This window comes from Pseudomonas sp. NCIMB 10586, from assembly GCF_023127895.1.
GTDB classification, from domain to species: domain Bacteria; phylum Pseudomonadota; class Gammaproteobacteria; order Pseudomonadales; family Pseudomonadaceae; genus Aquipseudomonas; species Aquipseudomonas synxantha_A.
Genome location: NZ_SPKQ01000018.1, coordinates 582,894 through 604,796 on the forward strand (window position 1 = coordinate 582,894; position 21,903 = coordinate 604,796).

26 protein-coding genes are annotated in these 21,903 nt (G+C 60.3%); 4 read left to right on the top strand and 22 right to left on the bottom strand.

Going from position 1 to position 21,903, the window contains the following annotated elements; all coding sequences use genetic code 11:
- Window positions 1–95 precede the first annotated feature (95 nt).
- Both E4P01_RS10665 and E4P01_RS10670 read right to left on the bottom strand, forming a co-directional pair.
- Window positions 96–917, bottom strand: a complete 822-nt coding sequence (locus E4P01_RS10665; RefSeq protein WP_216091977.1) for an SDR family oxidoreductase — start codon at window positions 915–917, stop codon at window positions 96–98.
- Between the two features lie 148 nt (window positions 918–1,065).
- The gene (locus tag E4P01_RS10670; RefSeq protein WP_005790497.1) at window positions 1,066–1,545 is read right to left on the bottom strand and encodes a GNAT family N-acetyltransferase; all 480 of its coding nucleotides are present in this window, start codon (window positions 1,543–1,545) and stop codon (window positions 1,066–1,068) included.
- A 189-nt stretch (window positions 1,546–1,734) separates the two neighbouring features.
- On the opposite strand from E4P01_RS10670, the gene E4P01_RS10675 reads away from it, so the two are divergent.
- From E4P01_RS10675 to E4P01_RS10690, 4 genes are all read left to right on the top strand, one after another.
- The gene (locus E4P01_RS10675; protein ID WP_216091978.1) at window positions 1,735–2,931 is read left to right on the top strand and encodes an MFS transporter; all 1,197 of its coding nucleotides are present in this window, start codon (window positions 1,735–1,737) and stop codon (window positions 2,929–2,931) included.
- Window positions 2,932–3,016: 85 nt separating this feature from the next.
- The gene (locus E4P01_RS10680; protein ID WP_005790501.1) at window positions 3,017–3,355 is read left to right on the top strand and encodes a hypothetical protein; all 339 of its coding nucleotides are present in this window, start codon (window positions 3,017–3,019) and stop codon (window positions 3,353–3,355) included.
- A 51-nt stretch (window positions 3,356–3,406) separates the two neighbouring features.
- Window positions 3,407–3,673 (top strand): hypothetical protein, encoded by a 267-nt coding sequence (locus E4P01_RS10685; RefSeq protein ID WP_005790502.1) that lies wholly within the window; start codon window positions 3,407–3,409, stop codon window positions 3,671–3,673.
- A 48-nt stretch (window positions 3,674–3,721) separates the two neighbouring features.
- Entirely contained in the window at window positions 3,722–4,102 is a 381-nt protein-coding gene (locus tag E4P01_RS10690) for a hypothetical protein (protein WP_032879873.1), read from the top strand.
- Between the two features lie 116 nt (window positions 4,103–4,218).
- Here E4P01_RS10690 and E4P01_RS10695 read toward each other — a convergent pair whose 3' ends face one another.
- From E4P01_RS10695 to E4P01_RS10790, 20 genes are all read right to left on the bottom strand, one after another.
- Window positions 4,219–5,136 (bottom strand): PfkB family carbohydrate kinase, encoded by a 918-nt coding sequence (locus E4P01_RS10695; protein WP_216091979.1) that lies wholly within the window; start codon window positions 5,134–5,136, stop codon window positions 4,219–4,221.
- A complete protein-coding gene (locus tag E4P01_RS10700; RefSeq protein WP_216091980.1) occupies window positions 5,129–6,595 on the bottom strand; it encodes a cytosine permease in 1,467 nt (488 codons plus the stop codon). The genes E4P01_RS10695 and E4P01_RS10700 overlap by 8 nt, the downstream gene beginning before the upstream one ends.
- Window positions 6,596–6,783: 188 nt before the next feature.
- Entirely contained in the window at window positions 6,784–7,785 is a 1,002-nt protein-coding gene (locus tag E4P01_RS10705) for an ADP-ribosylglycohydrolase family protein (RefSeq protein ID WP_078822090.1), read from the bottom strand.
- Complete coding sequence (locus E4P01_RS10710) at window positions 7,782–8,495, bottom strand: GntR family transcriptional regulator (protein ID WP_078822091.1); 714 nt, start codon at window positions 8,493–8,495, stop codon at window positions 7,782–7,784. The genes E4P01_RS10705 and E4P01_RS10710 overlap by 4 nt, the downstream gene beginning before the upstream one ends.
- A gap of 70 nt (window positions 8,496–8,565) precedes the next feature.
- Window positions 8,566–9,126: a DUF1285 domain-containing protein gene (locus E4P01_RS10715; RefSeq protein ID WP_032879868.1), complete on the bottom strand. Its 561-nt coding sequence runs from the start codon at window positions 9,124–9,126 to the stop codon at window positions 8,566–8,568.
- A gap of 17 nt (window positions 9,127–9,143) precedes the next feature.
- Entirely contained in the window at window positions 9,144–9,749 is a 606-nt protein-coding gene (locus E4P01_RS10720) for a DUF4823 domain-containing protein (protein ID WP_005790515.1), read from the bottom strand.
- A 99-nt stretch (window positions 9,750–9,848) separates the two neighbouring features.
- Window positions 9,849–10,817 carry a radical SAM protein gene (locus E4P01_RS10725; protein WP_005790516.1) on the bottom strand — a complete coding sequence of 323 codons (969 nt, stop codon included), beginning with the start codon at window positions 10,815–10,817 and terminating at the stop codon, window positions 9,849–9,851.
- A 139-nt stretch (window positions 10,818–10,956) separates the two neighbouring features.
- The gene (locus E4P01_RS10730; RefSeq protein ID WP_032879867.1) at window positions 10,957–11,622 is read right to left on the bottom strand and encodes a TetR/AcrR family transcriptional regulator; all 666 of its coding nucleotides are present in this window, start codon (window positions 11,620–11,622) and stop codon (window positions 10,957–10,959) included.
- 444 nt (window positions 11,623–12,066) lie between these two features.
- Window positions 12,067–12,852, bottom strand: coding sequence for a TatD family hydrolase (locus E4P01_RS10735; RefSeq protein WP_216091981.1), 786 nt, complete (start codon window positions 12,850–12,852; stop codon window positions 12,067–12,069).
- Between the two features lie 63 nt (window positions 12,853–12,915).
- Window positions 12,916–13,905, bottom strand: a complete 990-nt coding sequence (locus tag E4P01_RS10740) for a DNA polymerase III subunit delta' (RefSeq protein WP_216091982.1) — start codon at window positions 13,903–13,905, stop codon at window positions 12,916–12,918.
- Window positions 13,898–14,530: a dTMP kinase gene (gene tmk, locus E4P01_RS10745; RefSeq protein WP_216091983.1), complete on the bottom strand. Its 633-nt coding sequence runs from the start codon at window positions 14,528–14,530 to the stop codon at window positions 13,898–13,900. The genes E4P01_RS10740 and tmk overlap by 8 nt, the downstream gene beginning before the upstream one ends.
- Before the next feature lie 19 nt (window positions 14,531–14,549).
- Window positions 14,550–15,671, bottom strand: coding sequence for an endolytic transglycosylase MltG (gene mltG, locus E4P01_RS10750; protein ID WP_032879863.1), 1,122 nt, complete (start codon window positions 15,669–15,671; stop codon window positions 14,550–14,552).
- Between the two features lies 1 nt (window position 15,672).
- Complete coding sequence (pabC, locus tag E4P01_RS10755; protein ID WP_032879862.1) at window positions 15,673–16,488, bottom strand: aminodeoxychorismate lyase; 816 nt, start codon at window positions 16,486–16,488, stop codon at window positions 15,673–15,675.
- Entirely contained in the window at window positions 16,488–17,732 is a 1,245-nt protein-coding gene (fabF, locus tag E4P01_RS10760; RefSeq protein WP_216091984.1) for a beta-ketoacyl-ACP synthase II, read from the bottom strand. The genes pabC and fabF overlap by 1 nt, the downstream gene beginning before the upstream one ends.
- 128 nt (window positions 17,733–17,860) lie before the next feature.
- The gene (gene acpP, locus E4P01_RS10765; RefSeq protein WP_003175607.1) at window positions 17,861–18,097 is read right to left on the bottom strand and encodes an acyl carrier protein; all 237 of its coding nucleotides are present in this window, start codon (window positions 18,095–18,097) and stop codon (window positions 17,861–17,863) included.
- A 191-nt stretch (window positions 18,098–18,288) separates the two neighbouring features.
- Window positions 18,289–19,032: a 3-oxoacyl-ACP reductase FabG gene (gene fabG / locus E4P01_RS10770; protein WP_005790544.1), complete on the bottom strand. Its 744-nt coding sequence runs from the start codon at window positions 19,030–19,032 to the stop codon at window positions 18,289–18,291.
- A gap of 24 nt (window positions 19,033–19,056) precedes the next feature.
- Window positions 19,057–19,995, bottom strand: coding sequence for an ACP S-malonyltransferase (gene fabD, locus E4P01_RS10775; RefSeq protein WP_032879861.1), 939 nt, complete (start codon window positions 19,993–19,995; stop codon window positions 19,057–19,059).
- A gap of 126 nt (window positions 19,996–20,121) precedes the next feature.
- On the bottom strand, window positions 20,122–21,132 hold the full coding sequence (gene plsX / locus E4P01_RS10780) for a phosphate acyltransferase PlsX (protein WP_216091985.1): 1,011 nt from the start codon (window positions 21,130–21,132) through the stop codon (window positions 20,122–20,124).
- A gap of 4 nt (window positions 21,133–21,136) precedes the next feature.
- Window positions 21,137–21,319 (bottom strand): 50S ribosomal protein L32, encoded by a 183-nt coding sequence (gene rpmF / locus E4P01_RS10785; protein ID WP_003179396.1) that lies wholly within the window; start codon window positions 21,317–21,319, stop codon window positions 21,137–21,139.
- Between the two features lie 13 nt (window positions 21,320–21,332).
- A complete protein-coding gene (locus tag E4P01_RS10790; protein WP_005790551.1) occupies window positions 21,333–21,863 on the bottom strand; it encodes a YceD family protein in 531 nt (176 codons plus the stop codon).
- Between the last annotated feature and the right edge of the window lie 40 nt (window positions 21,864–21,903).

Here is a 21,903-nt window from a genome sequence, read left to right on the forward strand (position 1 = left end):
AGCCGATACAAAGCCGCTGAACACCATCGCCAGCGCCACAGCGCCAAGAGTCTTCTTGAACATGAACCACCTCTTTCTTGTTATTGGAAAACGATTTAGTCGTGGTACATCACCGAACGCCCGCCATCGATCATCAGGCACGTGGCGTTGATAAAGGGTGCCTCGTCGGTCGCCAGGAACAGCGCGGTCATCGCCACCTCAATGGGTTGGCCGATGCGCTTGGGCGGGTGCAGGTCAAACGCGCGCTGGCGTTCGGCGTGGGGGTCGGGGAAGCCGTTCCAGTAGTCGACGTTAAGCTGGGTTTCGATATAGCCCGGGGCGATAGCGTTTACGCGGATACCCTTGGGCGCGTATTCGATGCCCAGGGCGCGAGTGAGGCCGAGCAGGCCATGCTTGGCGACAGGATAAGGAAAGCAGCCGGGGATGATGTGGCTGGAATGGGTGGAGGCAATATTGATGATGTTGCCGATGCCCTGCTCGATCATGTGCGGCAGTACCGCACGGCAACCGAACCAGGCGCCATCAAGGTCGATGGCGAAACAGCGGCGCCAATCCTCGTCGGTCATTTCCAGCGGGTCGCGAAACACATTGACCCCGGCGCAGTTGACCAGTACGTCCACCCGGCCAAAGCGCTCGATGGCGAGATTGACCAGCGCCTGCCATTGCTCTTTGGAGGTGATATCTACAGGTTGTGCGCAAATCTCGGCGCCACGTTCGCGCCAACAGGCGGCGACTTTCTCGACTTTTTCACCCTGGATGTCCGCAATCACCAGTCGCGCCTGCTGGGCCTGGAAGCAAGCCACGATCGCCTCGCCAATACCTTGCGCAGCGCCGGTGATGATCACCACCTTGTTCTTCAGCCGCTCGCCGTAAGTCGGCTCGGGCACGGCAGGTAGGGACAACGGTTGTGCCTGCATCGCTTCACCTGTTTTATTTTTGGTAGTGAGTGCTGATGCAGGCGACTATAAACCCAGACCTTGAAATATCTCAATATATAAATTTGCATCCCATATTGTGAGCGAAAGCAAAAAAAACCGGCCATTGATAGCCGGTTTGGAATGTCGGTCAGCCTTGGGCAAAATCCCTCAGCGCCTCGCCTTCCATGCGATAGCGCACCCACTCCTCCTGAGGCTGGGCACCGATGGATTTGTAGAAGGCAATCGCTGGTTCATTCCAGTCCAGCACGCTCCACTCGAAACGCCCACAGCCGTTATCGCAGGCGATCTTCGCCAGGTGGCGCAACAGCTTCTTGCCCGCTCCGCCGCCGCGTTGTTCCGGGTTGATATACAAGTCTTCCAGGTACAGGCAGTTGCTGCCCAGCCAGGTGGAGTAGCTGAAAAAGAACACGGCAAAACCAATCGGCAAACCGTCGCGCAGGCAGATCAGGCCATGGGCGGTAGCGCCCTCGCTGAACAGGCTGCGCTCGATATCCACCACGCTGGCGATCACTTCGTGCCGGGCTTTCTCATATTCGGCAAGCTCGGTGATGAAACTCAGGATCTGCGCAGCATCGCTAGGTACGGCGGGGCGAATCTCGATGGTCATGGGCGCGCCTTGGGCAATTTCAAAGCCCACATACTAAGGCGGTTTGATGACCGATTGCAGCGCAATTTCATGCCGACCGAAGTGTTTTTACTCCGCCCCAGAGTAATGCCAGCACCAGTAATCACAGAACAATCCCCATGAGCGCCCATGGTAAACAAGCGGCATAATTCCAACATTCAGGTCCTGCTCATGCCCACCACGTCTGCAGTTGGCGCGAAGACATTCGCGCTGTTCTGCCTCGCCAGTTTCTTATTGTCGCTGTCCTACGGCTCGACCTTTTTGCTGTCGCTGCTGATTCATTCACGCGGCGGCAACGAGCACGACGCCGGCAGTATCATTGCCACGGCAATGCTCAGCACTTTTGTGGCGGTGGTCGTTTCCGGGCACCTGGCGGATGCGCTGGGCGCAGCGCGAGCGATTGCGGGCACGGGTGTGATGCTGGTGGTGGCCTGCCTCGGGTTTGCCCTGTCCCCCGGGTTTGGCCAGGGCCTGATGCTGTTCGGGTTATCCCTGGGCTTGGGCTGGGGCGTGTTCTATACCCTGGGGCCGATCATCGTGACGCTGCTGGTGCAACCCCAGCAGCGCGCCAAGTATTTTGCCCTGCTGTCCGGCAGCATGTTGAGCGGGATCGGTTCCGGCCCGTTGCTGGGGCGCGCCGCCACCGCGCTGGGCTTGCCCCTGACGACAGCGTTCTACATTGCCGGGTTGGCCAGCCTTGCCGGGGTTGTGATGTTCTGGCGCATGGGCGCGCAGTTCAAACAGCACGCAAACGTGCCGGCGTCGAAGATTACCTGGACAGCAAGCCGCCGCGTGCTGACGTCCAAGGCAGCGTTCGCGATCTTGATGGTCGGCCTGGGTGGCTGCGTGTTTGGTGGGTTGTCGTCATTCCAGACCAGCTATGCGCTGGCCCATCAGCTGGATTATTCACTGTTCTTCGCAGGTTTCCTGACTGCTGCGATTACCAGCCGGCTGTTGATCGCCGGCTTTGTGGTCAAGCGTGATGCCTATCAGGCTGCGTGCGTATTGTCCGGCGTCATGTTTGGCGCGGTTGCGCTATTCGCGTTCGAGGTGAGCGGTAACTTCAGCTATCTGGTGGCCGCTGCCACGCTGGGGGTCGGGTATGGCCTGACGTACTCGGTGATCAATGGGCTGGTGGCCAGTGAAGCACCCAGCGGCACCATGTCCCAGGCGTTATTGCTGTTCAGCCTGGCGTACTTTATCGGCGTCTTCGGGTTTCCATGGCTCGCGGGCAAAATGATTGTCGAATTCGGCCTGTCGACGATGCTGTTGAGCGTACTGGTCATCGCCGCACTGAACTGGTCGATCACCGTGGCGCGCTTGATCGTGCGGCGAGTATCGATACATAAAGTGATACAGGTGAACTGATACCGTTCGTCGCCATCAAGGCACGAACAGCAAAGGGTGGCTGACCAATAAAGGGTAAGGACATTAATCATATGGAGACACCCTCATGAAAAACTCCAAATTTGCTGCCCTCGCCCTCACCGGCCTGCTGTCCGCTGCGTCCCTGAGCGCCTTTGCGGCGACTTCGTCGACCGGCCCCACCGACCCGACGCCCGACGCGACGACTGAATCGCAGAAATCCATGGGCACTGGCCTGGATACAAACGGCGGCGCGATCATCGACAACACCAACGGCGCCGACCCTCACACCCAGGGCCATGATACCCAGCGCCAGGCCCCGGCTGCGGTCGGTAACGGCAAAATGGGCCCCTCGGTCAATGAGCCGAAGATCAATAAAGGCGACGACTCGAATCTGCCAGGTGCACCGAAACAACCAGCGCCTTGATACATCCCTGGCAACACCGACACCCGATCATTTCCCAGTGAAGAGGTTCGCATGAACGTCGATAGAAACCTTGAAAAAGAAGTCCTCACCCGCCTGCTGCACGCTCATCCCCAGGGCTTGGGCAAGGAGGTACTGGACAACTACCGCGGTGAGAAAGAAGTCGCCAGTGTCTTGGCGTTTCTGCAAGACCGCGGGCTGATCAAGGATGGGCATGTGACCACCGACGACGCCGGTGAATACTCGTTGAACCTGCCGATCAAGCTCACCGCCTCGGGTGTGGATGAGGCCCGCAAGCTCGACGGTGCAGGCCCTCGGTAAGTCATTTCTGGTCTGGCCCTGCGACCGGGGCCAGAAGGAGTTTTAGCGATGCCTCGTGGAAGCAAAGCCAAATACACCGCCGAACAGAAACGCAAGGCCGCTCATATCGAAGACAGTTATGAGCACAAGGGATTGTCCAAGGAAGAAGCCGAAGCCCGGGCCTGGGCCACCGTCAACAAGCAGTCCGGCGGCGGTGAAAAGGCCGGCGGCTCGGGCCAGCATAAAGCGCCGGCGAAGAAATCCCAGGACCGGCAGGAGTCGGCCAAGCGTGCGGCAGCTAGCCGTGAGGGGCACCCGCGCAGCAGTGGGGCTTCGTTGGGTACGCAAACCAAGGAGGGCCTGATGAAGGAGGCGCGAGCCAAGAACATTCCGGGCCGCTCGACCATGCGTAAACATGAATTGATCCAGGCGTTGAAAAAAGCAGGCTAAACATAGATTCAAAATGTGGGAGGGGGCTTGCCCCCGATTGCGGTGGGCCAGCTATAGATAAGCTGGCTGATACACCGCTATCGGGAGCAAGCCCCCTCCCACATTTTGACGTGTGTTTATTCCCTGAGTAGTGCCTCGACCTCGGCAGTGGCAGGTGATGTGGCCGGCCCCCAACGCGTCACCGCCAACGCCGCCGCAGCATTCGCTCGACGCGCCGCCTCGACAGGTTTCAAGCCCTGCGCCAAGCCGGCAATAAACACCCCTGCGTGCGCATCCCCCGCACCGTTGCTGTCGACCGCTTGCACCTTGAAACCGGGTACATGTTCAATTTCAGCCGTGCGCCCTACCCAGCAACCATTGGGCCCATCACGTACGACCAGCAAGGTTTGCGCAGGCAGATGTCGACTCAACGCAGGCAACGCCGCGGCGATCTCAAGGGCACCGGTAAACGCCAGAACTTCCGGGCCATTGCTGGTCCAGATATCGATACGTGGCAATAACGCCCGCATCAAGACTGAATCCGGCGCCTTGACCAGCGGTCCCGGATCGAACACCACCACGATCTCTCGCGGCAGCGCCAGCAGCCAGTCGATCAACGGCTGCGCCTTGCCCTCAAGGAGCAGGCTGTAGCCACTGACGTACACGTAGTCATCGGCGAGCGGGACGATCCTGGCCAAATCTTCGGCACTCAATTCGCCTTCGGCGCCGATATGGGAAATGAACGTACGCTCAGTGGTGGCCTCGGTCAGGGACACACACAAACCAGTGTCCTTCTCGTTGCTCGCAGTCAATGCCATTTCAATCTTTTCAGCCTGCATCGCGGCGCGAGCCAAGTCACCAAACCGGCCATTGCCGTGGCGCCCAAGGTAGACCACCGACATCCCATTGCGCCGCGCCGCCGCCATGACGTTGAAGCCACCGCCCGCTTCGAAACTGGCAGATTTGGCCAGTACGTCACCGCCAGTTGCCGGCAGGGTGTCGAGGGCCATGACCAGGTCGACAATGACCTGGCCGGTATGCAGCAATCTAGGCATGGGTACCCTCTACCAAAGCCGGGCGACGATCAGCCGCGCCGCCCAGTACCGCATAAAGGCCGCCTGCGACCAGGAAGGTGACGACCCAGCCCAGGCCGTTGTGGCCCAACCAGGAGTCGGACAGCGGCCCGGCGAACCAGATATTTTGCGCGGTGGTGCCGATGGTGGTGAAGCAGAACCCCAGCACGATAGCCACGGCCCAGGCGCCGAAGGCACGCCACTCCACACCGCCGCGATACCAGTAAGCGCTGCTCGGACTGACATCCAGCAAGTCCTTGGGGCTGTAGTAATGCCGGTGTATCAGGTCGACCACGAAGATCCCGACCCACGCCGTAATCGGCACCGCCAGCAACGAAATGAAGGTGATGAACGGGCCATAGAAGCTGTCGGCGATCAGCATGAAATAGATGGAACCGGCGAAGATCGCCACGATATCGACAATCACCGCGTGCACGCGCTTGACCTTCAGACCCAGGGTCAGGGTGGTAAGGCCGGCCGAATATACCGACAGATTGTTCGACAGCAACAGCCCGCCGAATGCGGTGATCAGGTAAGGCACCGCCATCCAGGTGGGCAGCATGTCGCGGATCGCGATGATGGGGTCGGTGGCCGACGCCAGGTCGTCGTTACCCACCGACAGCAGGCCACCAAGGGTAATCAGCAACACCAGCGGGATGCCCGCGCCAAAGGCGGCGCTGGCCACCAGGCGCACAGCCTTGACGCTGCGGTGCTGGTAGCGCGACATATCGGCACCGGCGTTGGCCCACCCAATGCCGGTGCCGGCGGCCATGGTGCCGACGCCGATGATCATCGCGCTCAACGGCGCAGGTGTGGCATTGAACACCGCGCTCCAGTCGATAGTGGCACACAGAAAGCCGCCCACCAGGATATTCAAACCGCCAAATACATAGGTGGCCCACTTCTGGATCACCAGCAGCGTGGCGTGGCCGAGGCCGGATACCGCCAGGGTCAGCAGTACAAAGATGGCGATGAAGATCAACGTGAGTACGGGGGCGCTTTTCGCCTCTACCGCCGAACCGAACAGGATCGAACACAAGGACAGCAACACAAAGGCGGCCGTGGTGGTGTTGACGGTTTCCCAACCCAGGCGCGACATCAGCGAGACCACCGTCGGGCCGATATTGCCGCGTACGCCAAAGATAGCGCGGGATAACGTCAGGCTGGGCGCGCGACCACGGCGGCCGGCGATGGAGATGATGCCCACTACCGCGAAGGAACCCGCTGCGCCAAGGATTGCGACGATGATCGCCTGCCAGATGGCCAGGCCCCGAAACGCGACCAACGTTGCGCCGAGCGGCAAGCCGAGGATGCTGATATTGGCGGCAAACCATACCCAGAACAGTTGCAGCGGATGGCCGTTGCACTCGCCTTCCGGGACCGGCTCGATACCGCGTGTTTCCAACTGCCCGGCGCTTTGGCCACTAGAGGTGCTGCTCATGAAGGGGTGCTCCTGGTGCCTGTATTGTTGTGGTTGTGGCAGCGAGTCGAATCTTTATGCAGTCTTCCTGACTCAACGCTTTTTAATGTGGGAGCTGGCTTGCCTGCGATTGGGGTGTGTCAACCAGCCCAGCAGCCACTGGAAAACCGCTGTCGCAGGCAAGCCAGCTCCCACATTTAGTTCCGTGTTTATCGCAAGGCCAATAACGCTTGGACCAGCGGCTGCAAGTCCAGGCCATTGACCTGCTTGACCTGCTCGATCAGCGCCTCTGGCCAGCACTGCATCCCCAGGCACGCGCCGAGCATGGCCCCCAGGATCGCGGCGATCGTGTCGGTGTCGCCCCCCAGGCTGGCGGCCAGGCACAGTGCTTCGAAGGCATTCATATCGCCGGACGCGACTTGCTGCGCCAGGGCGAACGACACCACCACCGACTCCTGCGAGGCAACAGACGTCCCGATCAATTCGTAGAGCAAATCGGCAAACAGGGCCTTGTCATCGCTGCCGACACTCAGGGTGCGAGCCCAACTGATGCGAGTGGAAATGCGTCCACCGGCCACCCAGTGGCCATGGCTTTCAGCCTGCTGGGCAATCTGAATGCCGATGTTCAAGGCTTCGCCGAGGTCCACGCCATTGATGCCGGCGGAGACCACCGCCGCCACGGCCGCGGCACTGGAGATACCCAGGCTGGTGTTATGGGTGACCTGGCAAGCCTGGATCACCGCCTGGATAAACGAGGCTGTCTCGCTGACATCGGCGGCGATGCCCACCGGGGTGATGCGCATGGCCGCACCATTGGTGGTGCCGTAGCGTCCGGACTCTTGCGGCGTATGGCCAGCCAGGATCATATCGATCGCCCGTTTGGTCGACGGCCCGAGCAGGTCCTGGGAACCCTTGGCGCGCATTCCCGCTTCCCAGTCGATCAGGCGCCGGGCAAGCACGGCAGGTTCGATCTGGCCTTGGCCTTGCACCAGCAACTCAGCGACCAGGATGGCCTGCTCGGTGTCATCGGTAATGGAACCGGCGGGCATGTTCGGTGCGATAGGCTGGTCGGCGTCGGCGTCTTCCAGGGCGGTGATGGTTCCGAAGCGCGCTTTCACCTGTTCGCGGCTCAAGGATTGTGTGGGCATACCCAGGGCGTCGCCCAGGGCCAAGCCGTAGAAGGCACCGAGTGCGCGGTCTTCCCGGGTCATTTGGCAGCTCCAAACTGCAGATGCAGGCGAAAGTGCAGCGGGTCGAGCAAACTTTCGACATGCTCCATGAAGCGTTCGCGACGGTCGTAGGTGGTGCGCGAAGCCTTGAGAAATACCGTGCCGGCAGCGCGCCCGAGCAATTGAGCATCTTCATCGCTCAGGGGCTCGGCGCCGATCCACTGGTCACCTTCGGCGCCCACATAACCGTAGGCCGCCAGGGTGATAGTCAGGGAATCATCGATCAGGCCAATGCGGGGCAGGCTTTCCAGGCCGCCCACTGCTGGCATCAACGAACGCTCCAGAGACACCGCAACGCCATCGGCCGTGTTCCGGCGGCGATCCAGGGCAATAAATTGATCGGTGCCGAAACGGCTGAACAAGTCCGGGCGCGTCACCGCTTCGAAACGCAGCACGTCGGTGCTCACCTGAGCCCCCGTGTCTGCCAGGGCCTGGGCCCAACCGCTGCGTTGGTCGAGGACCATGCCATCAAAGGTGACGATGGAGCCGACGCCACTCTGGGTGGCGATATAGTTACGGCGCTTGAGCTCGGCCAGCGCTTCGCGCAGCGTGCCACGGCTGACCGCAAACTCCTCGGCCAACTGGTGCTCACCTGGCAATAGCAAACCGTCGGCCATGACCCCACCTTCGATACGGCGGATGAGCTCGTCGACGACGCGTTTTTTCTTATCAAATCGAACATGTCTAATCATGTACAAATTGATAACCGAAAGCAGGCATTTACAGCAAGGAGATTATTTCAGGGTGAAGGCAAAATCAGCCTCAGGGTTCCAGGCCGATGGGGAAAAACTCCCCTGCACTCCATACGCCAAGCCAGTTCTGACCGTTGATCGGACGAGTCACCGCCAGCTCCACCAATTGGTAGAACACGTTGCGATGCACGAGGGCTTCAAGGTTGGTGCGAACTCGCACGTAGGGTGCAGGTTCCTGGGTGACAGGGTCCGTCACCACCCGCAAGGGGTGTTCGAGGCCGGCCTCGACCTGCTCGTCGACGTTGGTGGTAAAGCGCAATACCTGGCTTTCGCCCTGCCCTTGCACGTCCAGGGTTACCGCCACAAATGGCGCATCGTCAACGCTGATGCCGACTTTCTCTACCGGCGTCACCAGGAAATAATCATCGCCGTCTCGGCGCAGGATATTGGAAAACAGTTTGACCATCGGTTTTCGCCCGATAGGCGTGCCCTGGTAAAACCAGGTGCCGTCGCGGGCAATGCGCATGTCGATGTTGCCGCAAAAATCCGGATTCCACAGATGCACCGGTGCCGGCCCCTTGCCCTTGGGCAGTTGGGCCAATAGGTCATTGGCCTTGGCGGAATCGGTCATGGGGGTTCTCCTCAGGTCTACTGATTGCTCATGCCCAGCAAGCCTCGGGCGTATTGCGCCAGGGGGCGGGCAATCAGATCTTGTGGCGATGTGTCGTGGAACGTCAGTAAACCGCCACGACTGCGAATACGTGCAGTATCAATCAAATACTGGGTGCTGGTCTCGATCAACATGACCTGGATCACACCGCTGTCCAGCCCCAGGCGGTCCAGAGCTTGCTGGTCGGTCCACTCATCGGCATTGCCGATACGGTCATCGGCTGCCGCAAAACGGCAATACAGCAGGTAGTGAGCCCCCGCCTCGCGGGCTTCGGCCATGGCCTGCTCGAGACCTTCGGGTTGGCGGGCACGACGGACCATGGGGAAATATTCGACGAAACCGTTGAACGCTTCCTCGGCGACCACGTTGGGTCGCGGGTACGCGCTGCCCGGCGGCACGAAGGCGCCCTGGGCGATAAATACAAAGGAATCCGGCTGTATGCGCACCGAGGCCGTACGCCGGGTGTCGCTATGGTCCAGCAGCCCGGCATCGCTCATCTGATAGCGAGTGCCTTCGGCCATATCGCTGACGGTCATACAACCACTCAGGGCCAACGCCGCCAGCAGTAAAACCAGACTACGCATCCTAATCCTCCAGAAGCCGGTGACGGAAAACCGGCGAATGGGCGTGAGATGCAGGTTCTGCGCCAGCTTGAAGGACAACACATTGAGGCATGCGCGACCTTAGCCGCCAATGATCTTCATGATCGTCGCGCCGCCCGAAAAGGCCACTTCCTGCTTGTCGCCCAGCGCCTTCATCAACAAGCCCTGCAAGGCCGGCAATGCCTGATGGCGCGGTTGATCAAGCAAGTCACCGACGTAGTGGCGATTGCTTGAGGACAAGCAACCATGCAGCCAGCCCGTGGAGGACAACCGCAACCGCGAACACGTACGACAGAACGGTACACTTTCGTTGGCGATCACGCCGAAGAAGCCTTTGCCCGGTACTTCGTAGCGTACGGCGGTAGCGTCAACGGGCGCGTTGGCTTGCAGGTATTCGTGGCGCTCACCGATCAGGCTGAGCAATTGCTGCAAGCTGACAAATTGCTGGAGGAACGCGTTGGAGTCTTTCGCCAGGTGCCCCATGCGCATCAATTCGATAAAGCGCAACTCGTACCCACGCTCCAGGCAGTAATCAAGCAGAGGCATCACCTGATCCAGGTTCTGGCCACGCAATGGCACCATGTTGACCTTGATCTTGATGCCGGCCGCGCTGGCCTGGTCCATACCATCGAGCACGGTGGCCAGGTCGCCGCCACGGGCGATGCTGCGAAAGGCATCGGCATCCAGGGTATCGAGGGAGACATTGATACGCCGAATGCCGGCATCCACCAGCAACGGCAGTTTGCGCGCCAGCAATTGGCCGTTGGTCGTGAGGCTGATGTCGCTGAGGCCCATCTGCCCTACCGCGTCCATGAACGCTTCCAGCTTGGGGCTCACCAGCGGTTCGCCGCCAGTGATGCGCAGGCGTTCGATGCCCGCCGCTTCAATCAGGTAAGCCACGCCCCGGGCCATGGCCGCGGCCGAGAGTTCGTCCTGGGCAGCCACCAGCCGCTTGCCGTCAGGCACGCAGTAGGTACACGCGTAATTGCAGGCTGAGGTCAGGCTGATCCGCAAATTGCGAAAACGCCTGCCTTGACGATCAACGATCATGGATCACTCCGGCAGAAGATAATTCGGGCGCACTAAAAACTGACTCATAAATCAGCTTTTAGCAAGGTCCTTGCCTGAGTATATTCCTGGGTTAATACCCCTGGCAGTAAATCATTGCCCCATCACTACGGCGAATAACTTACGTAGCCGGGGTCTCATCACCTTTTTCAGGGCCAGGCAGTTCAGTGCTGTGCTTGCGCTTGTTGCCCATGCGCACGCCGATGTCCATCAGGAACTGGAAGAAACCTTCCTGGTCCTCCAGCACATTGCTCCAGAACGGCGAGTGATACAGCGCCACGGCGCCATGCACCAGGGCCCAGGCGGCGCAGTAGTGGAAATACGGAGGCACGTCTTCAAGCTTGCCTTCACTGATGCGCCCCTTGATCAGCAGGGTCAGGCGTTCGAAGTTCGAGGCGCGGATCTTGTGCAGCTCCTCGACCATTTCCGGCACCTGGTGCCCCTTGACCACCTTCTCTTCCAGGCGGTCGAACAGGCGGTAGCGCTGCGGGTCACGCATACGGAACTCGAAGTAAGCGCGAGACAGCGCTTCCTTGTCCTTGTCGACATCGGCCGAGTGCAGCAGCTCGTTCAAGTCGCGCTCGTAGTCGAGCATCAGACGCAAGTAGATCTCGGCCTTGGATTTGAAGTGCTTGTAGATGGTGCCCTTGCCGATACCCACGGCATCCGCAATCATCTCTACCGTGACGCTGTCTTCGCCCTGTTCGAGGAATAACTTGAGTGCGGTGTCGAGAATTTCCTGCTCACGGCGGCGAAACTCACGGACCTTACGGGGTTCTTTGTGCATGAGGAAGAAGTCTGCAAAGGTCGGAATAGGGAGGGTTGCGCAGGGCCACAGATACGTGGCGATACGATTTACCCGATGCGAGGGATTATCCCGACTGAACGGTCGTTGGGCAATGTCTATGTGAACCCGCAATGCACTTAACTTTCAATACGCCAACGTTTTTATCGATATCAGTCAGAAATAGACGCGCCGCCTGAAGCTGCCCACCTGCTCAATGAGAACTCAAGCTAAGCGGGCGTATTCCAAATCTGTTTAAAAAACGATCAGATCTGACTGGACTGAATCGGATACTGATCAATACTTCAACTGTCGCCGCGACATCTCCCCCAAGTGACGCGACGACCTGGGTACCGACGGACTGCGTGCCCTTGTTTTACTCCTAATGGTCTTAGCCCGGATTCACCCCCCAGAACCCGGGTTTTTTTTGCCTGCGATTCAGCCGTACTATCCGGCTACATGGGCCAACGGAAACAGGCGTTTGAAGTTTTCGGTGGTCTGCTCGGCGAAGCGCTCGTACGACTCGCCGCGCAGCATCGCCAAGTAATCGGCCACGTCACGCACATATTCAGGCAGGTTTGGCCTGCCGCGATGGGGAATAGGTGCCAGGTACGGCGAGTCGGTTTCCACCAGCAGGCGATCGGCTGGCACTTGGCGAGCCACGTCGCGCAGCGCGTCGGCGTTGCGAAAGGTGACGATACCCGACAGGGAAATATAGAACCCCAGGTCCAGAGCAGCCTTGGCCATGTCCCAGTCTTCGGTAAAACAGTGCAACACACCGGCCTGCGGCAGCGCGGCTTCGCGCAGCAAGGTCAAGGTATCGGCGCGGGCACCCCGGGTGTGGACGATCACCGGCTTGCCGGTCTGCCGGGCGGCTTGCAAGTGCAGGCGGAAAGAGGCCTGCTGCAACTCGGCGGCTTCAGGCTCGTAGTGGTAGTCCAGGCCGGTTTCGCCAATGGCCACCACCCGTGGATGGTTGAGTTCGCCCAATAGCCAATCCAGAGCCGGGGCTTCGCCGGGCTTGAGGTCCAGCGGGTGGATGCCCACCGAGCAATCCACATCGGCGTAGCGATCAGCCAGGGCTTTGACGTCGCCGGCGTTTTCAGCGCTGACGCCGATGCACAGAAAGTGCCCTACCCCACGCTGGCGTGCAGCTTCAAGGGCGGCGTCGAGGGAGCCGCCGTGCTGGGCAAGGTCAAGGCGATCAAGATGGCAATGGGAATCTACGAGCATAGGGAGTCAGGGCTTAATTCACGAAAAGGGTCTGGCCAACCATACACCTGTCGGCCCCGGAAATTAACGGCGCCCGAGCAGGCCAACCCACTGCACCAGCAGCGCCTCAAGCAACAGCACGCGGTTGAGGTTGGCCTTGCCGAGTACCTTCTGGCGCTGAGCAAGAATCCAGTCCTGGATGTTCAGCACTTTGTCCTGGGCACTTTTCTGCGCGAGGTATTGCACCACCTTGCGCATATCCGCCAGGCCAAGGCCGTTTTCATCCTGGGTCAGTTGGTAGCGCAGGATCAGGCTGGACCAGTCGCAGAACCAGTCGAACAACAGCAGCAGGGGAATATCCTTCCAGGCGCTTTCGGCCAGTTGCGTGGCGGACAGCTCCTGCTTGAGCAGCTTCTTCACACCCTCCACAACCAGTGCTCGTTGCTCACGCACGCCCTGGGCTTGCAGCTTCACGGCTGCCAGGGGTGAACCGGCCGCCAGGGTCAACAACTCGACCCGTTGCTGCTCGGTGCACTCCGGCAACGCCTGCGCCAGCCATTGCAGGCTCATGGCCTCGCTCGGCAACGGGCACGCCTGCTGTACGCAGCGGCTGCGAATCGTCGGCAACAAACGGCTGGACTGATGGCTCACCAGCAAGAGCACGGTGTCGCCGGACGGTTCTTCAAGGCTTTTGAGCAAGGCGTTGGCGGCGTTGATGTTCATCGCCTCGACTGGCTCGATCAGCACCACTTTGCGCCCGCCCATCTGCGCGGTCTGCACTACGAAGCTGACGAGGTCGCGTACCTGGTCGACCTTGATCGCCTTGTCGGCTTCCTCGGGCTCCAGCACATAGTTGTCCGGGTGACTGCCAGCCTTGAGCAGCAGGCAGGATTTGCACTCGCCACACGCCTGCAGATTGACCGGGCGCTGGCACAACAGGCTAGCCATCAAGCGCTCGGCGAGGTGACGTTTACCGATGCCCACGGGGCCATGCAGCAAATAGGCATGGGCGTGCTGGGCACGACCGGCCAGTTGCTGCCACAAGCTGTCCTGCCACGGGTAGGACTCAGCCACGAGTGCGCTCCAGCAGAGTCGGCAACAGCGCATCGATGGCCTGTTGCACCTGGTTCAACCGCTGCGCCGCATCGAGCAGGTGATAACGCGCCGGCTCAGCCTTGGCGCGCTGCAGGAAAGCGCTGCGCACCGCGTCGAAAAATACCGGGCCTTCCAGTTCGAAACGATCCAGGCGACCGCGAGCGCTGGCGCGGGCCATGCCCACTTCCACGGGCAGATCGAACAGCAGGGTCAAATCCGGACGCACATCGCCCTGTACGAAGGTTTCAAGGGTGGCGATACGCTCTACTGACAAGCCTCGGCCACCGCCCTGGTAGGCGTAGGTGGAATCCGTGAACCGATCACAAATCACCACGGCGCCGCGTGCCAGCGCGGGGCGAATCACTTCGGCCAGGTGTTGGGCTCGGGCGGCAAATACCAGCAGCAGCTCGGTGTCCGGGTTCATTGGCTCATCACCCGGGGCCAACAGCACTTCGCGTATACGCTCGGCCAGCGGCGTACCGCCCGGCTCGCGGGTCAGCACCACTTCGACGCCCTGCGCACGCAGGCGCTCGGCCAGGTAGTCGCGGTTCGTGCTTTTACCGGCACCTTCCGGGCCTTCCAGGGTAATAAACAAGCCAGTCACAGGCAGTCCTTAGTCAGAGTCATTGCGGGCTTTGCGGCGCGGTACTGTCCGGCGCGGGCTCAATCGGTGCCTCGGCAGGTGCGGTTGCATCTTCCAGCGGTTTCACCACCGGCGCCGGGCTGGAGCGGTAATCGCCACGCCGCTTGAGCTGGAACTCGCGCACGGCGGCATTATGGGCATCCAGGTTATCCGAGAAAATATGGCTACCGTCGCCACGGGCGACAAAATACAGGCTGCTGCCCGGCACCGGGTTCAGCGCTGCATGGATCGCCTCGCGACCGACCATCGCAATAGGCGTGGGCGGCAGGCCGGCGATCATATAGGTGTTGTAGGGGTTGGCTTCCTTGAGGTGGGCGCGGGTCAACTTGCCGTTGTAGCGCTCACCCAGGCCGTAAATCACGGTGGGATCAGTCTGCAGCATCATGCCGATCTTCATGCGGCGCACGAACACACCGGCAATCTGCCCACGCTCTTGCGGCACGCCGGTCTCCTTTTCCACCAGGGACGCCATGATCAGTGCCTGATAAGGGTCGGTGTACGGCGCATCGTCGGCACGCTTGCTCCACTCCTGGGCGAGCACATCGTCCAGGCGGTTGTAGGCTTTTTTCAGGAATTCGACATCGGTCATGCCGCGTACAAAACGGTAGGTGTCAGGGAAGAAACGCCCTTCCGGAAACTCACCCGCATGGCCGAGCTTGTCCATCACTTCGCTGTCAGTCAGGCCAGGAAGGGTCTGAACGATTTTTTCATGCTTGGCCAGGGCGGTGCGCACCTGGCGGAAATTCCAGCCCTCCACCAGGGTCAGGCTGTATTGCACCACCTCGCCGCGCTGCCACAGGCCGATCAAGCCTTCGGCAGTGAGGCCGGGTGTCATGCGGTATTCGCCGCTGTGCAGTGGCTGGCCTTCAAGGTTGAAGCGCCAGTACAGGCGTAACCAGAATGCATCGTCGAGTACACCGTCGGCTTCCAGACGATTGAAAGTACCCGTCGGGGTAGCGCCAGCCGGCACGTCGAGCAACTGCTCCTGGGGCAGCTTCAGGGGCTGCTTGAGGGCAGAGTCGAGTTTCCAGGCCGAAAAGCCCACGAGCAACGCTGCCGAGACCAGGCTGATCTGCAGCAGTAACACCAGTTTTCGTATCAACTCAAATATCCAATAGCGCGCGAACAATACCCTGCAGTTTACGGGTGAGCGGCCCAACCGGCCAGCTCATCGCAGCGCATCCACGCACCGGCCAAATGCCATATACGCTGTTGCAGACAAAGACTTCATCGGCCTGCTGCAACTGCTCAATATTGATGTCGGCCACGACCACCGGGACGCCCAGCGCATGTGCCTGGGCCAGCAGTTCGGCGCGCATCACCCCGGCCACGCCGCAACGGGTCAGATCAGCGGTTAGTAACAAGCCGTTGCGCACCAGGAACAGGTTGCTGAACACGCCTTCGATCACCCGCCCGGACATATCCAGCATCAGGCCTTCGGCATGTTCGGTATCTTGCCATTCGGCACGGGCGATCACTTGCTCCAGGCGGTTGAGGTGCTTGAGACCGGCCAGCAGCGGCTGCTCAGCCAAGCGCGTGGTACAGGGGAACAGGCGGATGCCTTCGATTGCATGGGCGGGCGGGTAAATAGCGGGCGCACTGCCCTGCAAGATACGACGCACCGGGGCGCCAGGGTTGATGCCATAACCGCGCAGGCTGTCGCCACGGGTGAGGATCAACTTGAGGACACCGTCACCCAGCGCGGCGGCGAAGCCAAGCACTTCGTTGCGAATCAACCCGTGATCGGCCACCAGTGCCAAGCGCCTGCAACCCTCTTCCAGGCGTTGCAGGTGACGGTCGAGCAGCAACGGCTGCCCGGCCTTGACGGCGATGGTCTCGAATATCCCATCGCCATACGCCAGGCCACGATCTTTCAGGGGCACGCTGCCCGCCGGCTGACCGTCGACCCAGCTGTGCATCACTCGGCAAACCGGCGGAACACCAGGGAGCCGTTGGTGCCACCAAACCCGAACGAGTTGGAGATCACCACGTCGATCGGCATCGGTTGCGCTTCGTGGGGCACGAAGTTCAGGTCGCAGCCTTCGTCCGGCTCATCAAGGTTGATGGTCGGCGGAGCGACCTGATCCTTGATCGCCATTACACCGAAGATCGCCTCGACCGCGCCCGCCGCACCCAACAGGTGGCCGGTCATGGACTTGGTGGAACTGACCGCCAGCTTGTAGGCATGTTCACCGAACACCGACTTGATGGCTTCGGCTTCCGCCAGGTCGCCGGTCGGCGTCGAAGTACCATGGGCGTTGATGTACTGCACCTGGTCAGGGTTGACCTTCGCATCGCGCAGTGCATTGGTGATGCAGCGCGCAGCACCGGCACCGTCGGACGGTGGCGACGTCATGTGATAGGCATCGCCGCTCATGCCAAAGCCGATCAACTCGGCGTAGATGGTGGCGCCACGCGCCTTGGCGTGCTCCAACTCTTCCAGCACCAGGGCACCGGCGCCGTCAGACAGCACGAAGCCATCACGGCCCTTGTCCCACGGACGGCTGGCTCGGGTGGGCTCGTCATTGCGGGTCGACAACGCACGGGATGCACCGAAGCCACCCATGCCCAGGCCGCAGGCGGCCATTTCAGCGCCACCGGCGATCATCACATCCGCTTCGTCATAAGCGATGTTGCGCGCCGCCATGCCGATGCAGTGGGTGCCCGTGGTGCACGCCGTTGCGATGGCGTAGTTAGGCCCTTGTGCACCCAGGTGGATGGACAGGAAGCCGGAAATCATATTGATGATCGAGCCGGGCACGAAGAACGGTGAAATTCGACGCGGGCCGGAATCGTGCAGCGTGCGGCTGGTTTCTTCGATATTGGTCAAACCGCCAATCCCCGAACCCATGGCCACGCCGATGCGCTCACGGTTGGCGTCGGTGACTTCCAGGCCGGCGTTGCGCACCGCCTGAAAACCGGCTGCCAAGCCGTATTGAATGAACAGGTCGAGCTTGCGGGATTCTTTGATCGAGAGATATTCCTCGACATTGAAGCCCTTTACCGAGCCGCCAAAACGGGTGGAATAGGCAGAAAGGTCCGTGTGTTCGATCAGACCAATACCACTGCGGCCAGCCAGAATGCCCTGCCAACTGCTCGGCACATCCGTACCCAGTGGCGACAACATACCCATACCGGTGACTACGACGCGTCTACGCGACACAGCACTCTCCTTTTTCTAATGACGACACTTCGATTCGCAGCTTACTTTTCATCACCGCCTAAAGAAAAAACCGCACGCCGTTACAGCAGTGCGGTTTTTCCCTGACAGCAAGCGACGACTACAAACTATTACGCCTGGTGGCTGGTAACGTAGTCGATGGCAGCTTGAACAGTAGTGATTTTTTCAGCTTCTTCGTCCGGGATTTCGGTCTCGAATTCCTCTTCCAGAGCCATCACCAGCTCAACGGTGTCAAGGGAATCGGCACCCAAGTCTTCTACGAAGGAAGCAGTGTTGACCACTTCTTCTTCCTTAACGCCCAGTTGCTCGGCAACGATTTTCTTGACGCGCTCTTCGATGGTGCTCATACCTTGTTTAACTCCTAATGGACAAATTCAGGCAGCTGGCCAGTGGGTAAGTGTATAGAAAGCCATTTCAGCTTTTCAACTGAAAGCTTCACCCTGTACCCGGTCGGCCACCTGCCTATAAATTAAGTTGCAGCTTTATAACGGATTTTAGACAGCTCGTATGACATTTTTTTGAAGCGATCCGTCACAATTTAACTCATGTACATCCCGCCGTTCACCGGGATTGTAGCCCCAGTCACGTATGCCGCACCGTCGGATGCCAGGAAAGTGACCACATTCGCGATCTCTTGAGCCTGGCCCAGACGGCCCAGCGGAATCTGCGTCAGCAACGCTTCACGCTGTGCTTCCGGCAGTTCGCGGGTCATATCGGTGTCGATGAACCCTGGGGCCACCGAGTTGACCGTAATCGACCGCGAACCGACTTCACGTGCCAGTGCACGGCTGAAACCTTCCAGACCGGCCTTGGCGGAAGCGTAGTTTACTTGGCCTGCGTTGCCCATGGCACCCACTACGGAGCCAATATTGATAATTCGGCCCCAACGCGCCTTGGTCATGCCGCGCAAAACACCCTTGGACAGGCGGAACAGACTGTTCAGGTTGGTATCGACCACGTCGTACCACTCGTCGTCTTTCATGCGCATCATCAGGTTGTCACGGGTGATACCGGCGTTGTTCACCAGAATCGCCGGCGCACCGAACTGTGCAGTGATCTCGGCCAATACGGCAGCCACGGACTCATCGCTGGTCACATTCAGCTCAAGGCCGGTACCCTGCACGCCGTTTTCCTTCAGGGTCGCGGCGATACGCTCGGCGCCCGAGGCGGAAGTGGCGGTGCCGATCACAACGGCGCCCTGACGGCCCAGCTCCAGGGCGATGGCCTGGCCAATGCCACGGCTGGCGCCGGTAACCAGTGCAACTTTACCTTGCAGACTCATGCAGGCTTCTCCTAAGTACGGGATTCAGGCCAGTGCCGCGCGAGCGGCAGCGAAGGCTTCAGGGGTATTGAGGTTGGCGGTCGACACACCGTCGGCGCAGCGCTTGTTCAGGCCGGCCAGGACTTTGCCCGGGCCACACTCGACCAACTCGTTGGCGCCGTTGGCAGCCAGGGTCTGGACCGATTCAACCCAGCGCACCGGCTTGTACAGTTGCTCCAGCAGGTCGCGCTTGAGGGTGTCGAGGTCGGCAGCCACGGCCGCGCTGACGTTCTGCACCAGCGGGATCTGCGGCGCCTGCCAGTTGATGGCCGCGATAGACTCGGCAAAGCGCTCGGCAGCCGGGCGCATCAGTTCGCAGTGGGACGGCACGCTCACCGGCAACGGCAGTGCACGCTTGGCACCCCGGGCCTTGCAGCCTTCGATGGCGCGCTCAACAGCCGCCTTGGCGCCGGCGATCACCACCTGCCCCGGGGAGTTGAAGTTCACCGCGCTGACCACCTCACCTTGCGCCGCTTCGGCGCAGGCCTCGATTACCACCGCATCATCCAGGCCCAGGATCGCGGCCATGCCGCCCTGCCCGGCCGGAACGGCTTCTTGCATCAACTGGCCACGACGCTCGACCAGCTTGACCGCTTCACCAAGGGTCAGACTGCCCGCCGCCACCAGGGCGCTGTATTCGCCCAGGCTGTGCCCGGCAACAAATGCCGGACGCGCCCCACCTTCTGCCAGCCACAAGCGCCACAGGGCGATCGACGCGGTCAGAATGGCCGGCTGGGTTTTATCGGTTTGATTGAGCTGCTCTTCCGGCCCCTGCTGGGTCAGCGCCCACAGGTCGTAACCCAGGGCATCGGAAGCTTCCTTGAAGGTATCCAGGACCAGCGGGTATTGCGCGCCCAGCTCGGCCAACATGCCGAGGGACTGCGAACCCTGCCCTGGAAAGACGAATGCGAGGGATGTAGACATGTAACAAGCCCCTAATGATCTGGTCGTCAAAAATGCGCACTCCAACGGTGAGAGCGCGCGAAACTGACAGATTGGATGGTCAATTGAACTGGCCGGTCACATTTAAGCACTCCCGGGCCAATTCGCCTAAGGCAACAGATCCTCAAGACGGCCGTGCAGGCGTTGCGGCAGGTTTTCCTGTATCTCGATCAACGCCCGCGCAATCGCACTTTGAAACCCCTGCACGCCGGCCGAGCCGTGGCTTTTGACCACAATGCCCTGCAAGCCGAGAAAGCTCGCTCCGTTGTGCCGTGCCGGTGCCAGGTCGGCCTGCAAGCGGCGCATCAACGGCAGCGCCAGGGCACCGACCATGCGCGATACCAGGCTCTGCTTGAACAAGGCTTCGATACGCGTGGCAATCATGGTTGCCAAGCCCTCGCTCGACTTGAGCAGGATGTTGCCGACAAACCCGTCACACACCACCACGTCGGCTTCACCACGGTACAAGCCGTCACCTTCGACAAAACCTATGTAGTTCAAGCCCGGCGCGCCTTGCAACAACGTGGCGGCCAGCTTGACCTGCTGGTTGCCCTTGATGTCCTCGGTGCCGATATTCAGCAGGGCGACCCTTGGCCGGGCTACGCCCAGCGCTTCAGCGGCCACCGAGCCCATCACGGCGAACTGCAACAGGTGCTCGGCACTGCAATCGACATTGGCGCCCAAGTCCAGCAACTGGCAATAGCCCTTCTGCGTCGGGATCGCCGCCACCATCGCCGGGCGGTCGATACCCGGCAAGGTCTTGAGCACATGCCGCGACAAGGCCATCAACGCCCCCGTATTACCCGCACTGACACAGGCTTGCACCTTGCCATCACGCAGCAGCTCAAGGGCCACACGCATTGAAGAGTCGGGCTTGCCGCGCAAGGCTGCGGCCGGCTTTTCATCCATGCCGATGGTTTCGCTGGCAGGGGTAATGGTCAGGCGCGCGCGATCCACCGCCGGATGGCTGGCAATCAGTTCTTCAAGAAGGGTAGGTTGACCGACGAGGGTCAGGTGCAGCGAGGGCGTAGCAGACAGGCTGGCAATGCAGGCCTGAACAATGCTGCGGGGACCGAAGTCCCCGCCCATTGCGTCAATCGCGATGACTTGGGCAGACAAGTGATTACTCGTCAGCGCCCTTGTCGATCACTTTACGGCCACGGTATACGCCTTCTGGCGATACGTGGTGACGCAGGTGAACTTCACCAGTGGTCTTTTCCACGGACAGGGTGCTAGCCTCGAGAGCGTCGTGCGAACGGCGCATGTCACGGGCGGAGCGGGATTTTTTGTTCTGCTGAACAGCCATAATTGATTAACTCCTAAACGTTTGGGTCACGCTTTAACTGCGCCAATACACTGAACGGGTTGGACCGCGTTACCTCGTCCTCGCTCGGCTCGGCCTCGTCATCGAGACCCTCCGGCTGCTGGCATTCTTCCGGATGATGAGCAGGCACAATGGGCAAGGCGAGCAAAAGCTCCTCCTCGATCAGTGCATGCAGATCCAATGGATCTTCGCCCAGTTCCAGCACGTCATAACCTTTCGGCAACGACTGGGTATTCGCACCCTCTTTCACCACAGCATAACTGCATTCGCTGTGGATCGGCAGGGTGACCAGCTCAAGACAACGCTGGCAAACCATTTTGACTTCGGTGTCGATAAAGCTGTGGATTACCACAGACTTACGTTCATCTCGTTCAAAAACGAATTTAGCCTGCACCGTACCGACAGTGTCGGAAAGCGGGTCGCAGAGTCTCTCCAAATCGGCCAGCAGCACTTCACCTTGAAGGGTGGTGCCACGATCAGCCAATTTGCGCGGGTCAACGTGAGGTGGAATCGGGTCATTCAACATAGGCGCAGCATTATAGGGATGCACCCAGCCATGTCAAAGG